Origin of the sequence: Mesobacillus subterraneus (assembly GCF_020524355.2) — a bacterium.
Lineage (GTDB): Bacteria > Bacillota > Bacilli > Bacillales > Cytobacillaceae > Mesobacillus > Mesobacillus subterraneus_C.
In genome coordinates, this window is sequence record NZ_CP129019.1 from 4,219,934 (window position 1) to 4,238,624 (window position 18,691).

The 18,691-nt window shown below is 45.7% G+C and carries 9 protein-coding genes, 10 tRNA genes, 3 rRNA genes and 2 pseudogenes; 2 read left to right on the forward strand and 22 right to left on the reverse strand.

Going from position 1 to position 18,691, the window contains the following annotated elements:
* Positions 1-405: 405 nt before the first annotated feature.
* The 6 genes and pseudogenes from glmS to sigW all read right to left on the reverse strand — a co-directional run bounded on the left by glmS (position 406) and on the right by sigW (position 7,839).
* A complete protein-coding gene (gene glmS / locus LC048_RS21970) occupies positions 406-2,208 on the reverse strand; it encodes a glutamine--fructose-6-phosphate transaminase (isomerizing) (RefSeq protein ID WP_306048803.1) in 1,803 nt (600 codons plus the stop codon).
* 678 nt (positions 2,209-2,886) lie between these two features.
* Positions 2,887-4,236 (reverse strand): phosphoglucosamine mutase, encoded by a 1,350-nt coding sequence (gene glmM, locus LC048_RS21975; RefSeq protein WP_226607193.1) that lies wholly within the window; start codon positions 4,234-4,236, stop codon positions 2,887-2,889.
* 162 nt (positions 4,237-4,398) lie between these two features.
* A complete protein-coding gene (locus LC048_RS21980) occupies positions 4,399-5,505 on the reverse strand; it encodes a CdaR family protein (protein WP_306048805.1) in 1,107 nt (368 codons plus the stop codon).
* Positions 5,498-6,326: pseudogene (cdaA, locus tag LC048_RS21985) on the reverse strand (diadenylate cyclase CdaA). Before cdaA ends, LC048_RS21980 begins: the two are co-directional and overlap by 8 nt.
* A gap of 281 nt (positions 6,327-6,607) precedes the next feature.
* Positions 6,608-7,259: pseudogene (locus tag LC048_RS21990) on the reverse strand (zf-HC2 domain-containing protein).
* Between the two features lie 16 nt (positions 7,260-7,275).
* On the reverse strand, positions 7,276-7,839 hold the full coding sequence (gene sigW / locus LC048_RS21995; protein WP_226607204.1) for an RNA polymerase sigma factor SigW: 564 nt from the start codon (positions 7,837-7,839) through the stop codon (positions 7,276-7,278).
* Positions 7,840-8,051: 212 nt separating this feature from the next.
* On the opposite strand from sigW, the gene LC048_RS22000 reads away from it, so the two are divergent.
* Positions 8,052-8,258, forward strand: coding sequence for a Spo0E family sporulation regulatory protein-aspartic acid phosphatase (locus tag LC048_RS22000; RefSeq protein ID WP_371931949.1), 207 nt, complete (start codon positions 8,052-8,054; stop codon positions 8,256-8,258).
* Between the two features lie 85 nt (positions 8,259-8,343).
* Here LC048_RS22000 and rocF read toward each other — a convergent pair whose 3' ends face one another.
* The 15 genes from rocF to LC048_RS22075 form a co-directional block, all read right to left on the reverse strand.
* Positions 8,344-9,240: an arginase gene (gene rocF / locus LC048_RS22005; RefSeq protein WP_226607206.1), complete on the reverse strand. Its 897-nt coding sequence runs from the start codon at positions 9,238-9,240 to the stop codon at positions 8,344-8,346.
* A 1,002-nt stretch (positions 9,241-10,242) separates the two neighbouring features.
* Positions 10,243-10,318, reverse strand: a tRNA-Ala gene (locus LC048_RS22010).
* Positions 10,319-10,321: 3 nt separating this feature from the next.
* Positions 10,322-10,396: transfer RNA gene (locus tag LC048_RS22015), tRNA-Gly, on the reverse strand.
* A 72-nt stretch (positions 10,397-10,468) separates the two neighbouring features.
* Positions 10,469-10,541: transfer RNA gene (locus tag LC048_RS22020), tRNA-Lys, on the reverse strand.
* Between the two features lie 153 nt (positions 10,542-10,694).
* A tRNA-Gln gene (locus LC048_RS22025) sits at positions 10,695-10,769 on the reverse strand.
* 55 nt (positions 10,770-10,824) lie between these two features.
* Positions 10,825-10,909 (reverse strand) — tRNA-Tyr (locus tag LC048_RS22030).
* Positions 10,910-11,003: 94 nt separating this feature from the next.
* Positions 11,004-11,079 (reverse strand) — tRNA-Thr (locus tag LC048_RS22035).
* A 39-nt stretch (positions 11,080-11,118) separates the two neighbouring features.
* A tRNA-Val gene (locus LC048_RS22040) sits at positions 11,119-11,194 on the reverse strand.
* Between the two features lie 45 nt (positions 11,195-11,239).
* Positions 11,240-11,314: transfer RNA gene (locus LC048_RS22045), tRNA-Glu, on the reverse strand.
* A 17-nt stretch (positions 11,315-11,331) separates the two neighbouring features.
* A tRNA-Thr gene (locus LC048_RS22050) sits at positions 11,332-11,404 on the reverse strand.
* A gap of 42 nt (positions 11,405-11,446) precedes the next feature.
* Positions 11,447-11,521 (reverse strand) — tRNA-Asn (locus LC048_RS22055).
* 80 nt (positions 11,522-11,601) lie between these two features.
* A 5S ribosomal RNA gene (gene rrf, locus LC048_RS22060) occupies positions 11,602-11,717 on the reverse strand.
* A gap of 76 nt (positions 11,718-11,793) precedes the next feature.
* Positions 11,794-14,720, reverse strand: a 23S ribosomal RNA gene (locus tag LC048_RS22065).
* 225 nt (positions 14,721-14,945) lie between these two features.
* Positions 14,946-16,499, reverse strand: a 16S ribosomal RNA gene (locus LC048_RS22070).
* Together the 16S, 23S and 5S rRNA genes with 10 tRNA genes alongside form the textbook arrangement of a ribosomal RNA operon.
* Positions 16,500-16,800: 301 nt before the next feature.
* Positions 16,801-17,028 (reverse strand): hypothetical protein, encoded by a 228-nt coding sequence (locus tag LC048_RS22075; protein WP_226606580.1) that lies wholly within the window; start codon positions 17,026-17,028, stop codon positions 16,801-16,803.
* Between the two features lie 145 nt (positions 17,029-17,173).
* On the opposite strand from LC048_RS22075, the gene pdaB reads away from it, so the two are divergent.
* Positions 17,174-17,926, forward strand: a complete 753-nt coding sequence (pdaB, locus tag LC048_RS22080; RefSeq protein WP_226606583.1) for a polysaccharide deacetylase family sporulation protein PdaB — start codon at positions 17,174-17,176, stop codon at positions 17,924-17,926.
* A gap of 8 nt (positions 17,927-17,934) precedes the next feature.
* Here the strand turns inward: pdaB and LC048_RS22085 are convergent, their stop codons facing one another.
* Positions 17,935-18,606 carry a KinB-signaling pathway activation protein gene (locus tag LC048_RS22085; RefSeq protein WP_226606586.1) on the reverse strand — a complete coding sequence of 224 codons (672 nt, stop codon included), beginning with the start codon at positions 18,604-18,606 and terminating at the stop codon, positions 17,935-17,937.
* Between the last annotated feature and the right edge of the window lie 85 nt (positions 18,607-18,691).

An 18,691-nucleotide genomic window follows, 5' to 3' on the forward strand; every position in this document is an offset into this window, starting at 1 on the left:
TTAACTGGCCATGCACAATGGTCCTACTTTAAGTAAATAAGGCTAATTGTCTCAGATTTTAATTTTTTCACTAAGAAGTTTATTTGTCCCGTCATCCACCTTTAGGTTGGATGGCGCTTTTTTTGGATTCGATTCTTTTTGGGTCTCAATCGCCTGTGTGGATGGCCCTTTTGTTGGGATTTGCTCCTTTTCGTGTCTCCATCGACCCAATGGATGGCGCTTTTTTTCGGGATTCGCTTCTTTTTGGGTCTACGACTCTATGGATGACGTTTTATTCACCGAGGACTCCTTTTCGTGTCTCCATCCCCTCTATGGATGCGGATTTTTTCGAGATTCGTACTTTCGTGCTCAATACAAAACAAAAACCCAGCCAGCATCAAATGCTGACTGGGTTCCAATACCTATTTATTCAACCGTAACAGATTTAGCCAGGTTACGTGGCTTATCAACGTCACAGTCGCGGTGCAGCGCTGCGTAGTATGAGATCAACTGCAGCGGGATTACTGAGATAAGAGGTGTTAATAGGCTGTGCACTTCTGGGATGACGAAGCGGTCTTCGTCTGTTTCCAGTCCACTCATGGAAATGATGCACGGGTTTGCTCCGCGGGCAGCGACTTCTTTAACGTTTCCACGGATGCTCAGGTTTACAAATCCTTGTGTTGCAAGAGCGATTACTGGTGTGCCTTCTTCGATCAAAGCAATTGTTCCATGCTTCAGTTCTCCGCCGGCAAAGCCTTCAGCCTGGATGTACGAAATTTCTTTAAGCTTCAACGCGCCTTCAAGTCCTACGTAGAAGTCGATTCCGCGTCCGATGAAGAATGCGTTTCTTGTCACAGTCAGGTATTCACGCGCGATGCTTTCGAATTCCTCTTTGTCATCACAAAGAGCTTCCATAGCTGTCGCCACGATTCCCAGTTCCTGTACAAGATCAAAGTCTACTTCGTGGCTGATTCCGCGAGCTGTTACTTCCGCTAAAATTGCCAGGACCGCAAGCTGTGCAGTATATGCTTTTGTTGAAGCAACCGCAATTTCCGGCCCAGCATGAAGAAGAAGTGTGTAATCTGCTTCACGGGAAAGCGTTGAACCAGGTACATTCGTAATCGTCAATGCTTTATAGCCCATTTCCTTCACCTGAACAAGAACCTGGCGACTGTCCGCAGTTTCTCCGCTCTGGGAAATGAAGATGAACAATGGCTTTTCAGATAGTAGCGGCATGTTGTAGCCGAACTCACTTGAGATATGGACTTCAACAGGAATCTTCGCCAATTTTTCGATGAACTGCTTGCCGACAAGTCCTGCATGATAGGAAGTACCCGCAGCAATGATGTAAATGCGGTCTGCATCTTTCATCGCCTTAACGATGTCAGAGTCGATTTCAAGTGCGCCTTCGCCATCCTGATAGTTCTGGATGATTTTACGCATCACAAGCGGCTGCTCGTCGATTTCCTTGAGCATATAGTGCGGGTATGTTCCCTTTTCAATGTCGCTTGCATCAAGCTCTGCAGTGTAAGGAGCGCGTGAAACTACTTCTCCTTCAAGGTTCTTGATTGTCACTTCATCTTTCGTGACAATGACCATTTCCTTGTCCATCAGTTCAACATATTGGTTTGTTACCTGGATCATTGCCATTGCGTCACTGGCAACAACATTGAAGCCATCGCCAAGGCCGACAAGAAGAGGACTCTTGTTTTTCGCCACAAAAATTGTGTCTTCATTTTGCTCATCTATAAGGGCAAGTGCGTATGAACCATGTAAAAGTGTCAGCGTCTTACGGAACGCTTCTTCTAAGCTCAGACCTTCTTTTACGAACAGTTCGATTAACTGGACGATAATTTCAGTATCTGTTTCACTTTTCAATTCAACATACTGCAAGTACTGGCGCTTCAATAGATCGTAGTTTTCGATTACACCATTGTGGACAAGAGTCAGTCTGCCTGTTGAGCTCTGGTGAGGGTGAGCGTTCACCTTACTTGGAGGACCGTGAGTCGCCCAGCGAGTATGGCTAATACCAGCATTCGCCATGACACCGTTGTCCACTGCATTGCGAAGATCCGCAATGCGTCCTTTTTCCTTGAAAACGTGAACTCCCTTTTCGTTCATGACCGCGATCCCCGCAGAGTCATACCCTCTATACTCAAGCTTTTCCAGACCTTTTAATAAAATCTCTTTCGAGTCGTTATTTCCGATATATCCAACGATTCCACACATAACTTCTTTTCCTCCTGTACGACAGGGGGCAAGAAGCCTCTTATATAGGGGCAGCTTGCCCCCTTATCTCATATAATTGGTCCTGAGGTCAGACTTTAAATATCCAATCCCTCGTTAGTTTTAGCATCCCCATCTCTTTGTGCATTAAGTTGCCTTAATGTTTTAAAGATGGAATTCGCGGCTGTGCATTCAGCCGGGAGGCATCCGCCGAAACTTCGATAAACCTCCACCTCGTCAACTAATCCACACTTACGGTCAAGAATTAGTCCTGGCGCTTTAATTTTCCATTGATCTACCTCTGCCCACCTTTCGATAACATCGTTTTTTAAGGCTTACTACATTAACAGCCTCATTTACAAAAACAGGATAATCATACATGATACACATGCATTCGTCAATAGAAAACAAAGGAAAACAGCCTTCCCGTACAATTACCCTTTATATTCTGGCTAAAACTTCCCTTCACAAGAAAAACGCACCTCCTTGGTCAGTCCTGACAAACGCTTCCCGCCGATAACGCCACGCCCTGTGGCTGGCGGGTCTAGCACATCGTGTGCCTCAGAGGGCGGGCGCTGGAGCTTTACACTTCTCTATGTGAAGAACAATAAACTTTCTCTATAAATAAATATGCATAAGGGCTCTTGTATGTTCCGAAGCCCTTATGCATATGACTGATTGCTATTCTTTTAATCCCATTTCTTCTTCAACTACCACAGCAATTCTTCTTACATATTCTTCACAAAGCTCTGCCGTTGCTGCTTCTGCCATGACACGTACCAATGGCTCCGTGCCCGATGGACGAACAAGGATGCGGCCATTGCCGTTCATTTCCGCCTCAACCTGTTCAATCACAGCTTTTACCTTTTCATTATCTGTTACATGATGCTTATCAGTCACCCGGATATTCACGAGGACCTGAGGGTATTTCTTCATTTCTCCAGCCAGTTCAGAAAGCGGCTTGTTCGTAGCGTTCATGATATTGGCTAGCTGAAGACCTGTTAGCAAGCCGTCACCTGTTGTGTTGTAATCAAGGAAGATGATATGCCCTGACTGCTCTCCGCCAAGGTTGTAACCATTCTTCTTCATTTCTTCAACTACATAGCGGTCGCCAACCGCAGTCTGAACACTTTGGACCCCGTGCTCTTCCAGGCCTTTGTAAAAACCAAGGTTGCTCATTACGGTAGAAACAACTGTACCCTGCTTCAGCTGGCCTCTTTCCTTCAAGAACTTGCCGCAAATGTACATGATTTGGTCGCCATCAACGATGTTCCCCTTTTCATCAATCGCAATCAGGCGGTCGCCATCTCCATCAAACGCAAGCCCAAGATCTGCACCCTTTTCTTTAACGAATGCTGCAAGTGCTTCAGGATGAGTTGATCCAACACCATCATTGATATTCAACCCGTTAGGCGATGCGCCCATTGTGGAAGTATCCGCATCAAGGTCAGCGAACAAGTGCGTTGCCAATGAGGAGGTTGCTCCATGTGCACAGTCAAGCGCGATATGCAGCCCCGTGAACTCTTCATCTATAGATTGCTTTAGATACTGAAGGTACTTTTGTCCGCCTTCAAAGTAATCATTCACCTGGCCAAGATTAGCTCCTACAGGACGAGGAAGCTGATCCACTTCCAAATCCATCAATTGCTCGATTTCATTCTCTTGATCATCAGATAGCTTATATCCGTCCGGGCCAAAGAATTTGATGCCATTATCCGCAACTGGATTGTGAGAGGCAGAAATCATGACTCCAGCCTGCGCGCCAAGGGCCTTTGTCAAATACGATACCCCTGGAGTGGAGATGACGCCGAGCCTCATGACTTCCGCTCCAATCGATAATAGACCGGCAACTAGTGCTCCTTCAAGCATATGTCCAGAAATACGAGTGTCCCTTCCAATTAAAACTTTAGGGCGATCATGTTCCTTTGTAAGGACATAGCCTCCAAAGCGGCCAAGCTTAAAGGCTAATTCTGGTGTTAATTCGCTGTTCGCAACACCACGTACTCCATCTGTACCGAAATATTTACCCATTCTTAAAATCTCTCCTTGTATGAAAAATTGCAGTCAATTACGCATCTTTTTTCGCAACCGATATACTGGCTTTTTCTTTAGCCAATTTCCACGTTATGTTTTGAGGTGCTGTCACCTTCATGTCGACTTCATGATTTCCTTCACCCAGTTCCGACACATCGATCAGAATCTTAAAATCATCAGATGACAGGGATGAAACAATTTCACTGGCCCAGAAATGGTTAGAATCGTCTGACCGTTTTCAGGATCAAGGAAATCGACTTCATACCCCTCATCTATCCCACCGATATCTATAGGGACATTGGAGATCCTTTTTTCGGAAGCCTTTGTAACTTTCAAGGCCACTTTTACCGTTTCAGGTGATATCTTGACAATTCCTTCACCAATGATTACTGGGAGAGTGATCTCCGTATCCTCGTCAACCTTACTAACATCCACTTCTACCCTGACATTATCAAATTTCTCGAGAACGCTTGGGTCAGCAATAATCTCCGCTTCCTTCGTTTCCAACGTTATTGAATCGATTGTGACTCCACTTGGAGGAGTCCCTTTCCGTACAATATTAATAGGTACCATCTTACTTGAGCTTTTAATCGGAATGGTTACCTCGACAACTTGAGGGTCCACGATGACATTAAGCTTGTTCATATCTTTATCCAGAGCAAGCACGCTTGCTTCTCTTGTGATTGTTTCTGATATCTTTCCTGATGAATTGACAGTAGCTTTGACAAAGGTGATTTTATCAACTACATCTTTAGCCCCTGTAATTTTGACTTTATTAGGCTTGACCGCTGGCTTCTCAGCTAGATAGCCTTCCTCAACTATATTACCGCTGAACTCAGCCTCCACCTTGAATTCTTTCGTTACCTTCTCCTGGATGGAAACATTCGCATAACCAGGTTCAATAGTAACGGTCAGGCGATCCGAGACATCTTTAATCGTAATTGGGACTCGCTGATTTCCGAGTTCCGCATCTGTCAAATCTACGAACACTTCGAAATTCCTTAGAGTTTTCGCCTGCTGAACAAGGTTTTTCGGTCCCTGCAGCGTGATTGAAACAGTTTCAGGAACACCAGATACTACCAGGGTGTCTGTATCATAAATCCTTTTTACTGGCACTTCTTCAATCGTCTCCACCTTTTCATCTGAAGGCACATTCACATCACTAGGCTTATCTGGATCGTTTTTAGGTACAGACCCAAAGAGCAGGACGGCAAGAACCAGGGCAACTACTTTTATGAACCAGGGATTATCCATCCATTTATCCATTTTTCTTCCCCCTCCAATTCCAGCGGGTAGAAGCGGCCTGCTTGATTCTTGATGGAGAAATCAGCTCGGCTGTGAGCAGTTCCCTTAGCGTTTCCCCGCTCAAATCACGGTAAAGTTCGCCATTCCGGGTAACTGATAACATTCCCTGTCTCCTCAGAAACAACGATCGTGATACTGTCTGTGACTTCACTGATTCCCAGTGCAGCCCTGTGCCGTGTACCCAGCTCCTTCGAAATGAACGGACTTTCCGACAGCGGCAAATAACAGGCAGCCGCTGCTACGATGTTTTTCTGTATGACTACAGCTCCATCATGAAGCGGTGTATTCGGTATAAAAAGATTAATCAACAGTTCAGAAGAGATTCTGGATTGAAGCTGTATTCCTGTTTCTATGTAATCACTCATTCCTGTTTCTCTTTCAATTGAGATCAATGCTCCGATTCGGCGCTTAGCCATATAATCGGTTGCCTTGATAATGGCCTCCACCATCTTCTCTTCATCTTCCTCTTCCTGCAGCCCTGATCTGGCAAATAGCCGTCCTCTGCCGAGCTGTTCGAGTGCCCGCCGCAATTCGGGCTGGAAGATGATGATAATGACCAAGAATCCCCAGGTCAGTACTTGTTCCATCATCCAGCTAAGAGTATTCAATCCGAAGTAATCACTGACAAACTTTACGATCAGGATGACAAAGATTCCTTTTAAAAGCTGGACAGCCTTTGTCCCTCGAATTATCGCAATCAGCTTATAAATGACGAACCAAACCAGGAGAATGTCAACAATATAAGCTAGATATTCCAAAAAATCGAAATCCGCAAACGACATTGCACTTCCTCCAGTTGTTTAGTAAGACTCTTTCAGAAAAGCCGCTAACCTTCCTGAAAGTTCAATCAGCCTTGTAGTAGAGCTTTTTTCGTTAAAATGACGAAAAAAGCCAGACGTAAAAAAAGCGGAAGATGACCAATGCACTTCAGCCTATAAACCAAGATAACTTTCTTATTATAACACAAGCACTGTTTAAATTAATAATGATGTCATTTGTAGAAACCTTGTCTATTTACCCTCATTCACCCTTTTTAAAAGAGACTCTTAAAAAACAGCCATTCCTACTGGAATGACTGTTCCTTTTCCTCATTTTCAAAAAGGTCTGCCGTGCTTTTAGCCGTCTTCTTTATATGGTACCAAATCCACTCGAATATCTCATTGACTTCATTTATTTCACCAGTGACGTTACCAGCTGAAGCTAGATATTTCTCACCATTGATCAACTCACCGTTAATCACTGTGACATTCCCCTGGACCTCACCCTCGATTTTGACCTTGCCATTTCTGACAACGACATCTCCCTTGACAACTTCTCCTTCAGGGACAATAACTGTATCATTTTCGACAATCAGATTAGGCTGTTTCGATACAGAAAACTGGTGTTCTTGATTCCAGGTCGAAAAGATGCTCCCTGTCATCAGCGCCAGGAAAAGCGAGGCAGCTGTTAAAACCGGATGACTCCTGAACCAACGCTGGATTTCCGTTTTTCTTTTCTCTCGGCAGGCCAGACATTACCTTTGAAGTAAAATCATCTGGTGCCTGGATGTGAGAGGTGCTCTGAACAAGAGCGATGGCTTTATTCAGCTCCCTGAAATATTCCTGGCAATCTGAACAGCTTTGCAGGTGTTCTCTTAAAATCTTTTCATGTTCTTCAGAGATTTCTTCATCTAGATATTCATGCATATAATCAATAATTTGTTCCGAGCATTTCATATTCTTTCACCTCACCTTATACGTGTCGCAACTGTTGCCTTAAGGCTTCTCTTCCTCGATGGATTCTCGTCTTCACTGTGCCAAGAGGCAAATCCAGTATTTCACTGATCTCATTCAGGCTGAGTTCTTCAATATACTTTAATACGATGACCGACCTGTATTTATCGGGTAGTTTTGAAATTTCTTTTTGAATCGCATCCTGCAATTCGATACTTTCAACCTCATCCTCTGGCAAACGCGTTTCAGATGGGACCTGAGAGTACATGGTTAGGCCCTCTGTTCCGGGCACTTCCGCATCCAGAAAGTAATCTGGTTTCTTTTTGCGAATCCGGTCAATACATAGATTTGTGGCAATTCTATAAAGCCATGTTGAAAACTTCAAGTTTTGATTGAAGCTGTTGATATTGATATATGCACGGATAAAAGCTTCTTGTGAAATATCCTCTGCCTCATGCCGATTCCCAAGCATACGGTAGCAAAGCTGGAACACCTTGTCCTTGTATACCTCAACAATCTCTCCATAGGCATTCTGGTCTCCCTTGATTACCTGTTTTATTCTGTGTTTTACAATTGTCTCCATTATTTTACCTCCGCGCTTCATGCGGCTAATCGATATACGAATCGATTCCGTAAAAGGTTTCGTTTTTTTTTATAAAAACTTTATTTATGTATGTAATTGACAAAATCATCTACTAACTGACTTATTTTTGCAAAAAAAGTCTAAAAAACACGATAAGTTAATATTAACAAATTACTACCAGTTTGGTTTAAAAAGTTTTGGCTGGGGTATAAATGAACTATATTTTATTGAAGGCGAGGAAACAATTAATGTGTGCAGAAACGTTGTTGAAGGATATTGAGAATTGCCGTAAAGAGATGGTTGAATTAGCTGCAAAAACCTCGCTGTCAAATCAACGGGTTGTCGACATCAGTACTAAACTCGACCATTTACTAAATAAATATTATCACTTATCATCCAAAAATTCATTTCTATATTAATAATAAGAGAGCAGCAGCCAGACATTTGGCCGCTGCTCCCTATTTTTTATCACTACTATGAGCCTATTCTAAAACTGCCGGAGCATTACAAAAGTTTCTCTCCAAATAAAGAACCCATCAACGCTACTGCTGCGACAGCTGTCTTATTCTTTTCATCAAGTATAGGATTTACTTCGACGAATTCAGCTGAAGTGATGATTTTTGCCTCAGCCAGCATCTCCATTGCCAGATGGCTCTCACGGTAACTGATCCCTCCGATTACCGGGGTACCGACGCCAGGAGCATCTGTTGGGTCCAGCCCATCCAAATCAAGTGAAAGATGGACGCCATCTGTCTTATCTTTCAGGTAATTGACTGTTTCCTCAATGACCGTGGCCATTCCGAGACGATCGATCTCGTGCATTGTAAACACTTTAATGCCCATTTCCTTGATTAGGTCCTTCTCCCCCTCATCCAATGAACGTGCCCCGATGATGACTATGTTTTCCGGTTTTACCTTTGGTGAAAATCCACCTAATTGAGTTAACATTTCATGTCCCAACCCAAGGCTGGCAGCAAGCGGCATTCCGTGGATGTTCCCAGATGGTGAAGTATCTGCTGTATTCAGGTCACCATGTGCATCATACCAAATCACACCCAGATTTTTATAGTGCTTAGATACACCAGTCAAAGTGCCAATCGCAATACTGTGGTCTCCTCCTAATACAAGTGGGAATGATCCAGAATCAATAATCCTGTCTACCTCATCAGCAAGCAAAGCATTTTTCTCTGCTACAAGCTCCAGATTGCGAAGATTGCTGTTAGGATCAATCTTTACCTCTGGTCTTCCAACGGCTATATCTCCCAAATCCTCTATCTCATCAAATAACACTCTCAATCGTTCATTTATTCCAGCATAACGGATCGCACTTGGGCCCATGTCGACTCCCCTTCTCATCTGCCCCAAATCCATCGGCATGCCAATAATCGAAAGTTTCTTCATATATTTCTCCCCCTTGCTTTCTCTTATCTACACTCTATTTTAAACGCTTTCATTCAAATGACTCAACCGGACAGTTTCATGAATATATATACGGTTTGGAATTCAGCGAATTTACGGACTGATTTAAGGGATTCATACCACCAACTCGTTAGAGAGTGTGAACATTCTTGGTGAAGAAATACGGCAGCCCCCACCCTTCGATCTGCACTTTCTTGTCAGGTTGGGGCTCCTCAGCCTGAAACCTGTCACAATAACTGCTTTTTCTTGACAGCTTTGAGTTCCGATACCTGAAACCTGTCATAATAAGTGCTTTTTCTTGACAACTTTGGGCTCCTCAGCCTGAAACCTGTCATAATAACTGCCTTTTCTTGACAACTTTGAGCTCCGCAGCCTGAAACCTGTCATAATAACTGCCTTTTCTTGACAACTTTGAGCTCCGCAGCCTGAAACCTGTCATAATAACTGCCTTTTCTTGACAACTTTGAGCTCCTCAGCCTGAAACCTGTCATAATAACTGCAATTTCTTGACAGCTTAGGGCTCCGCAGCCTGAAACCTGTCACAATAACTGCTTTTTCTTGACAGCTTTGAGTTCCGATACCTGAAACCTGTCATAATAACTGCCTTTTCTTGACAACTTTGGGCTCCTCAGCCTGAAACCTGTCATAATAACTGCCTTTTCTTGACAACTTTGAGCTCCGCAGCCTGTAACCTGTCATAATAACTGCAATTTCTTGACAGCTTAGGTCTCCGCATCCTGAGACCTGTCACAATAACTGCTTTTTCTTGACAGCTTTGAGCTCCATTAGCTGAAACCCGTCACAATTACACTGGCTTCTTGACAACTCTAGCCCTTTCTCCTGCTACGCTGTCTGAACACTGTCCCATTACTGATATCCCTGATATAGAAGGGCAATAATCCACCAAACTGTTTGGAGGGAAATAATAAAAAAAGCCATAAACCCGGTTGGATTTATGGCTGAAATGGTATTTATGTAGTGTGATGGTGGAGCCTAGCGGGATCGAACCGCTGACCTCCTGCGTGCAAGGCAGGCGCTCTCCCAGCTGAGCTAAGGACCCAATTGGAGCGGAAGACGGGATTCGAACCCGCGACCCCAACCTTGGCAAGGTTGTATTCTACCACTGAACTACTTCCGCATGATTTTATTATAATAGATAAAACCCCTAAAAATAAAGGATTAAGTTCATTCTTAGGGGTCTTAACATGAGTGAGCCATGAAGGACTCGAACCTTCGACCCTCTGATTAAAAGTCAGATGCTCTACCGACTGAGCTAATGGCTCAAATTTAAAGTGGGACAAAGATTGCCTCCACCCATTTATATTCCCTGTCGCATCTGATGCTCAAAAGACCTTCGGTCTTTCTCGCAGATTGCCAGGGAGGAAACTCAATGCAGCGAGCAATCTGCTCTACCGACTGAGCTAATGGCTCGTTAATGGCTGGGCTAGCTGGATTCGAACCAACGCATGTCGCAGTCAAAGTGCGATGCCTTACCGCTTGGCTATAGCCCAATGAAAAAAATAAAAAGGACATTAATAGCTTGTCCAATTTTAATATGTATTAAAATGGTGGAGGGGGACGGATTCGAACCGCCGAACCCGGAGGGAGCGGATTTACAGTCCGCCGCGTTTAGCCACTTCGCTACCCCTCCACATATAAGTGCTTCTGTACCTAGTTAGATGCTCAAATTCCCTTCGGGATTTTTCGCATGCTTCCGCTGAAGTTATTCAAGGAAGAAAGAAGCATGGTGCCGGCAAGAGGACTTGAACCCCCAACCTACTGATTACAAGTCAGTTGCTCTACCAATTGAGCTACACCGGCATGTTAATGAAGATTAATTTCATCAGGTAAAAAAAATCATGGTGGAGGATGACGGGATCGAACCGCCGACCCTCTGCTTGTAAGGCAGATGCTCTCCCAGCTGAGCTAATCCTCCATTATTAAATTCCCTGATGTTTTTATCACTGGTGTGAAAAAATCTTGGTGACCCCTACGGGATTCGAACCCGTGTTACCGCCGTGAAAGGGCGGTGTCTTAACCGCTTGACCAAGGGGCCATTAATAATATTTTCAGAGCTTCCAAGCGGGCTCGAACCGCTGACCTCTTCCTTACCATGGAAGTGCTCTACCTGCTGAGCTATGGAAGCATTTTGCTGCCAGCTCAAATGACTTTTGTCATTTAGAGATAATGGCTCCGCAGGTAGGATTCGAACCTACGACCGCTCGGTTAACAGCCGAGTGCTCTACCACTGAGCTACTGCGGAATAATGGTAATTTTACATAACTCTTGCAGAAGATTCGGCTGCCTCATCTTAGAAGTGATCCAAGATGAAAAAGCATCATCGCCCGGCGGCGTCCTACTCTCACAGGGGGAAACCCCCAACTACCATCGGCGCTGAGAAGCTTAACTTCCGTGTTCGGTATGGGAACGGGTGTGACCTTCTCGCTATCGCCACCAGACTATTTGGTTTGAGGTTTTATTCCCTCAAAACTAGATAATGTGTAAGAAGAATTCAAGAAAAACGAGTCATCTAATTTGGTTAAGTCCTCGAACGATTAGTATCAGTCAGCTCCACACGTCACCGCGCTTCCACCTCTGACCTATCAACCTGATCATCTTTCAGGGTTCTTACTAGCTTGCGCTATGGGAAATCTCATCTTGAGGGGGCTTCATGCTTAGATGCTTTCAGCACTTATCCCGTCCGCACATAGCTACCCAGCGATGCCTTTGGCAAGACAACTGGTACACCAGCGGTGCGTCCATCCCGGTCCTCTCGTACTAAGGACAGCTCCTCTCAAATTTCCTGCGCCCACGACGGATAGGGACCGAACTGTCTCACGACGTTCTGAACCCAGCTCGCGTACCGCTTTAATGGGCGAACAGCCCAACCCTTGGGACCGACTACAGCCCCAGGATGCGATGAGCCGACATCGAGGTGCCAAACCTCCCCGTCGATGTGGACTCTTGGGGGAGATAAGCCTGTTATCCCCGGGGTAGCTTTTATCCGTTGAGCGATACTCTTCCATGCGGAACCACCGGATCACTAAGCCCGACTTTCGTCCCTGCTCGACTTGTAGGTCTCGCAGTCAAGCTCCCTTGTGCCTTTACACTCTGCGAATGATTTCCAACCATTCTGAGGGAACCTTTGGGCGCCTCCGTTACTCTTTAGGAGGCGACCGCCCCAGTCAAACTGCCCACCTGACACTGTCTCCCGCCCCGATCAGGGGCGTGGGTTAGAATTTCAATACAGCCAGGGTAGTATCCCACCAGCGCCTCCACCGAAGCTGGCGCTCCGGTTTCTCAGGCTCCTACCTATCCTGTACAAGCTGTACCAAAATTCAATATCAGGCTACAGTAAAGCTCCACGGGGTCTTTCCGTCCTGTCGCGGGTAACCTGCATCTTCACAGGTACTATAATTTCACCGAGTCTCTCGTTGAGACAGTGCCCAGATCGTTACGCCTTTCGTGCGGGTCGGAACTTACCCGACAAGGAATTTCGCTACCTTAGGACCGTTATAGTTACGCCGTTTACTGGGGCTTCGATTCAGAGCTTCGCGTGAGCTAACCCCTCCTCTTAACCTTCCAGCACCGGGCAGGCGTCAGCCCCTATACTTCGCCTTGCGGCTTCGCAGAGACCTGTGTTTTTGCTAAACAGTCGCCTGGTATATTCACTGCGGCTCATCTAGGCTATTCACCCAAATGAGCACCCCTTCTCCCGAAGTTACGGGGTCATTTTGCCGAGTTCCTTAACGAGAGTTCTCTCGCTCACCTTAGGATTCTCTCCTCGCCTACCTGTGTCGGTTTGCGGTACGGGCACCTTTTATCTCGCTAGAGGCTTTTCTTGGCAGTGTGAAATCAGGAACTTCGGTACTATATTTCCCTCGCTGTCACAGCTCAGCCTTCACGCAAGCGGGATTTGCCTCACTTGCAGCCTTACTGCTTAGACGCGCATATCCAACAGCGCGCTTACCCTATCCTACTGCGTCCCCCCATTGCTCAAACGATAAAGAGGTGGTACAGGAATATCAACCTGTTGTCCATCGCCTACGCCTTTCTACTCGGCTTAGGTCCCGACTAACCCTGAGAGGACGAGCCTTCCTCAGGAAACCTTGGGCATTCGGTGGATGGGATTCTCACCCATCTTTCGCTACTCATACCGGCATTCTCACTTCTAAGCGCTCCACCAGTCCTTACGGTCTGACTTCAACGCCCTTAGAACGCTCTCCTACCACTGACATCTAAGATGTCAATCCACAGCTTCGGTGATACGTTTAGCCCCGGTACATTTTCGGCGCAGAGTCACTCGACCAGTGAGCTATTACGCACTCTTTAAATGGTGGCTGCTTCTAAGCCAACATCCTGGTTGTCTAAGCAACTCCACATCCTTTTCCACTTAACGTATACTTTGGGACCTTAGCTGGTGGTCTGGGCTGTTTCCCTTTTGACTACGGATCTTATCACTCGCAGTCTGACTCCCACGGATAAGTCTTTGGCATTCGGAGTTTGTCTGAATTCGGTAACCCGATGAGGGCCCCTAGTCCAAACAGTGCTCTACCTCCAAGACTCTTACAACGTGAGGCTAGCCCTAAAGCTATTTCGGAGAGAACCAGCTATCTCCAAGTTCGATTGGAATTTCTCCGCTACCCACACCTCATCCCCGCACTTTTCAACGTGCGTGGGTTCGAAGCCTCCAGTTGGTGTTACCCAACCTTCACCCTGGACATGGGTAGATCACCTGGTTTCGGGTCTACGACCACATACTAATTCGCCCTATTCAGACTCGCTTTCGCTGCGGCTCCGTCTTCTCAACTTAACCTTGCATGGGATCGTAACTCGCCGGTTCATTCTACAAAAGGCACGCCATCACCCATGAACGGGCTCTGACTACTTGTAGGCACACGGTTTCAGGATCTATTTCACTCCCCTTCCGGGGTGCTTTTCACCTTTCCCTCACGGTACTGGTTCACTATCGGTCACTAGGGAGTATTTAGCCTTGGGAGATGGTCCTCCCAGCTTCCGACGGGATTTCTCGTGTCCCGCCGTACTCAGGATCCACTCAGGAGGGAACGAAGTTTCAACTACAGGGTTTTTACCTTCTCTGACGGCCTTTCCAGACCACTTCATCTACCCCGTTCCTTTGTAACTCCATGTTGAGTGTCCTACAACCCCAAGAGGCAAGCCTCTTGGTTTGGGCTATGTCCCGTTTCGCTCGCCGCTACTCAGGGAATCGCGTTTGCTTTCTCTTCCTCCGGGTACTTAGATGTTTCAGTTCCCCGGGTCTCCCTTCAATACCCTATGTATTCAGGTAAAGATACTGTTCCATTACGAACAGTGGGTTTCCCCATTCGGAAATCTCCGGATCAAAGCTTACTTACAGCTCCCCGAAGCATATCGGTGTTAGTCCCGTCCTTCATCGGCTCCTAGTGCCAAGGCATCCACCGTGCGCCCTTTCTAACTTAACCTAAAAGGTCATTTCTCTATTAAATAGAGAGAAAAACTAAAATGGCGATCACTCGGTTTTTTCTTGGTTCTTCTTACTTACGATTATCTAGTTTTCAAGGAACAAAAAAGTCTTGAGGTAATTGCTCCCTCAAAACTAAACAAACAAGCGGTCAACTATGTGGATTACATCCACAGTACGAACCAGAAGGTTCGCATTCCGATTGCCTTTACGGCAATATCCTTAGAAAGGAGGTGATCCAGCCGCACCTTCCGATACGGCTACCTTGTTACGACTTCACCCCAATCATCTGTCCCACCTTAGGCGGCTGGCTCCATAAAGGTTACCCCACCGACTTCGGGTGTTACAAACTCTCGTGGTGTGACGGGCGGTGTGTACAAGGCCCGGGAACGTATTCACCGCGGCATGCTGATCCGCGATTACTAGCAGATTCCGGCTTCATGCAGGCGAGTTGCAGCCTGCAATCCGAACTGAGAATGGATTTATGGGATTGGCTCGACCTCGCGGCTTCGCGACCCTTTGTTCCATCCATTGTAGCACGTGTGTAGCCCAGGTCATAAGGGGCATGATGATTTGACGTCATCCCCACCTTCCTCCGGTTTGTCACCGGCAGTCACCTTAGAGTGCCCAACTGAATGCTGGCAACTAAGATCAAGGGTTGCGCTCGTTGCGGGACTTAACCCAACATCTCACGACACGAGCTGACGACAACCATGCACCACCTGTCACTCTGTCCCCCGAAGGGGAACGCCCTATCTCTAGGGAAATCAAGAGGATGTCAAGACCTGGTAAGGTTCTTCGCGTTGCTTCGAATTAAACCACATGCTCCACCGCTTGTGCGGTACCGTCAATTCCTTTGAGTTTCAGCCTTGCGGTACCGTACTCCCCAGGCGGAGTGCTTAATGCGTTTGCTGCAGCACTAAAAGGGCGGAAACCCTCTAACACTTAGCACTCATCGTTTACGGCGTGGACTACCAGGGTATCTAATCCTGTTCGCTCCCCACGCTTTCGCGCCTCAGCGTCAGTTACAGACCAGAGAGCCGCCTTCGCCACTGGTGTTCCTCCACATCTCTACGCATTTCACCGCTACACGTGGAATTCCGCTCTCCTCTTCTGCACTCAAGTTCCCCAGTTTCCAATGACCCTCCCCGGTTGAGCCGGGGGCTTTCACATCAGACTTAAGGAACCGCCTGCGCGCGCTTTACGCCCAATAATTCCGGACAACGCTTGCCACCTACGTATTACCGCGGCTGCTGGCACGTAGTTAGCCGTGGCTTTCTGGTCAGGTACCGTCAAGGTACCGGCAGTTACTCCGATACTTGTTCTTCCCTGACAACAGAACTTTACGACCCGAAAGCCTTCATCGTTCACGCGGCGTTGCTCCGTCAGACTTTCGTCCATTGCGGAAGATTCCCTACTGCTGCCTCCCTAGGAGTCTGGTACCGTGTCTCAGTCCCAGTGTGGCCGATCACCCTCTCAGGTCGGCTACGCATCGTTGCCTTGGTGAGCCGTTACCTCACCAACTAGCTAATGCGCCGCGGGCCCATCTGTAAGTGACAGCCGAAACCGTCTTTCAGCTTTCCCTCATGAGAGGGAAAGGATTATCCGGTATTAGCTCCGGTTTCCCGAAGTTATCCCAGTCTTACAGGCAGGTTGCCCACGTGTTACTCACCCGTCCGCCGCTGATCTTCAAAAGCAAGCTAATGAAGATCCGCTCGACTTGCATGTATTAGGCACGCCGCCAGCGTTCGTCCTGAGCCAGGATCAAACTCTCCAAGAAAGAGTATGAGTTTAGCTCATAATTTAAAACGTTGGCTAGTGATCAACTATATAATAGAAGTCACTATAAATATTGTTTGTTGACGCTTGTTTGTTTAGTTTTCAAAGAACAATCTATTGTCCGGCCGCTCAGAAGCGACTTTCATAATATAACATGTGAGTAACTTGATGTCAACCACATTTTTTATTATTTTCTGCTGATTTCCCCGTGTTATCGAGTGGCTCAGCAGCGACGTTTATTAATATAACAGGATAATTTATTTCCGTCAATAAAAATCACGAAAAATTTTTCTAATTGAGTGTTAACCTTTATATATACTCTTCTTCGCTGGCATATACTTAAGACATTCTTTTGGAGATGCTACTCTTTTAAAGAGCGAAAACAGTATTTGATATCTCTCTTTCATCGACCTTTTTACTACATGATCAATACGATCATCCTTCAAATCGAAGAGGATTTCATCCATTTCCCTTTTAATTAAGTATTCTAGCTCTTTCAGTTCCTTTTCATTGATCAGAACACCAAGCATACATACACTCCTGTTCATTTTCACATAGTGATTGTAGTGTTGTCTTTTTTTTGGATTTTTATAATCTGATTTTTTATTATCATATCTTTTTGACTTGCGGAATAAAAATGAGACAAGGAGTGCATTGGACGAGGTGGTGAGAAAAATGAATTTCTTTTATGTTATGAATGCTAAGTCGATTAAAACAGCTTTTGTCATCGTGATAGCAGCCTTTTTTACAGCTTGGTTCTTTTACATGGAAAACATGGTACAACTCCCTGCTTTTTCAGCAAAAGACGGTCCTAAAGCCATTTATAAAAGCGAAAAGGATTTAGCTTTGACCTTTAATATTGGCTGGGGCGATGAAAAAGCGGAACCGATTCTTGACGTTTTAAAGAAAGAGAAAGCAGGAGCTGTCACCTTTTTCTTGTCAGGATCCTGGGCGGAAAGACATCCTGACCTGGTGAACCGGATGGTGAAAGATGGGTATGAAATTGGCATGCTTGGATATGAGTATAAGGATTATACCGATTTAGAGGAAGATAAAATCAGGCGTGATATCCTGAAAGCTCAGGAGGCTTTTAAAAAGCTTAATGTGAAGAATATCGAGCTGCTGCGAGCCCCTACAGGTCATTTTGACCAACGCACCTTAAAAATTGCCGAGCGGCTCGGGATTACAGTGGTCCACTGGAGTTTGGATACAAAGGATTGGACCAATCCTGGCACTGAGGTCATTGCCAAGAATGCTTCAAAGGCAAAGAAGGGTGATATCCTATTGATGCATGCTTCTGATTCAGCGAAACAAACAGCGGAAGCACTGCCTCTGGTGTTAAAGGATATCAGGTCAAAGAATCTGAAGATGGTCACAGTTTCAGAAATGATCGCCAATGGTGACTCTAAATCAACTGAAATAAAATAACCGTCCAACTATGCGTTGGACGGTTTTTTTTGTGCTTTTTCATTCGCTTTTGGTTTAGCCTTTTTTTCGAGAGCTTTGCGCTCTTCCAATGATTTCTGGTTAAGCTTATGCAATACCAGCAGCTGGTAGGCATTACATGCCAACAATGGAAATAGCATGAGATAAAGCCAGCTGTGCTCGTTCACTCGAAGTACCGGCACCCATTCGATCACTGTTACGACCACCATGAAGAACAATGCTGGAATAAATGCTTCGTTATTTGTTTGTTTAACTTTCATGAACGCCACAGTCAACCCAGCGACCAGGACGATTGCCGCGAGGACTATATAAGACATGATGCTCTCGCCGCTTTCCGCAAATACGTCATAACGCAGATAGACGAGGTCAAACAATACAAAGACTATCAACAGGACCTGTACGGCATTCCATAAAGATTTGAAAATTCCAAGACCAAAACGATGGACGGTTAAATAAGCAAAGAAACCCATTTGGCTAAGAATACTAAATATAAGACCCACACCCATTAGCCATACTAAAATTGAAAGGAACTCTAGAATGTTGAAATCACTTAACAGCTGCTGGAATTCATTCCAGCGGACAATAAAACCAACCACAGCAGTTGTCACTGCTCCTACAACCAGCGTGGTGAGAAATAAGTGTACCCAATTACGGCTTGTCACGATTTTTTCCCCCAAAAGAAAATTAAACTTACCTTATGATTGTACCAATGCGGGTTTGAAAAATCTAGGTGTCGTTATTCGTGTA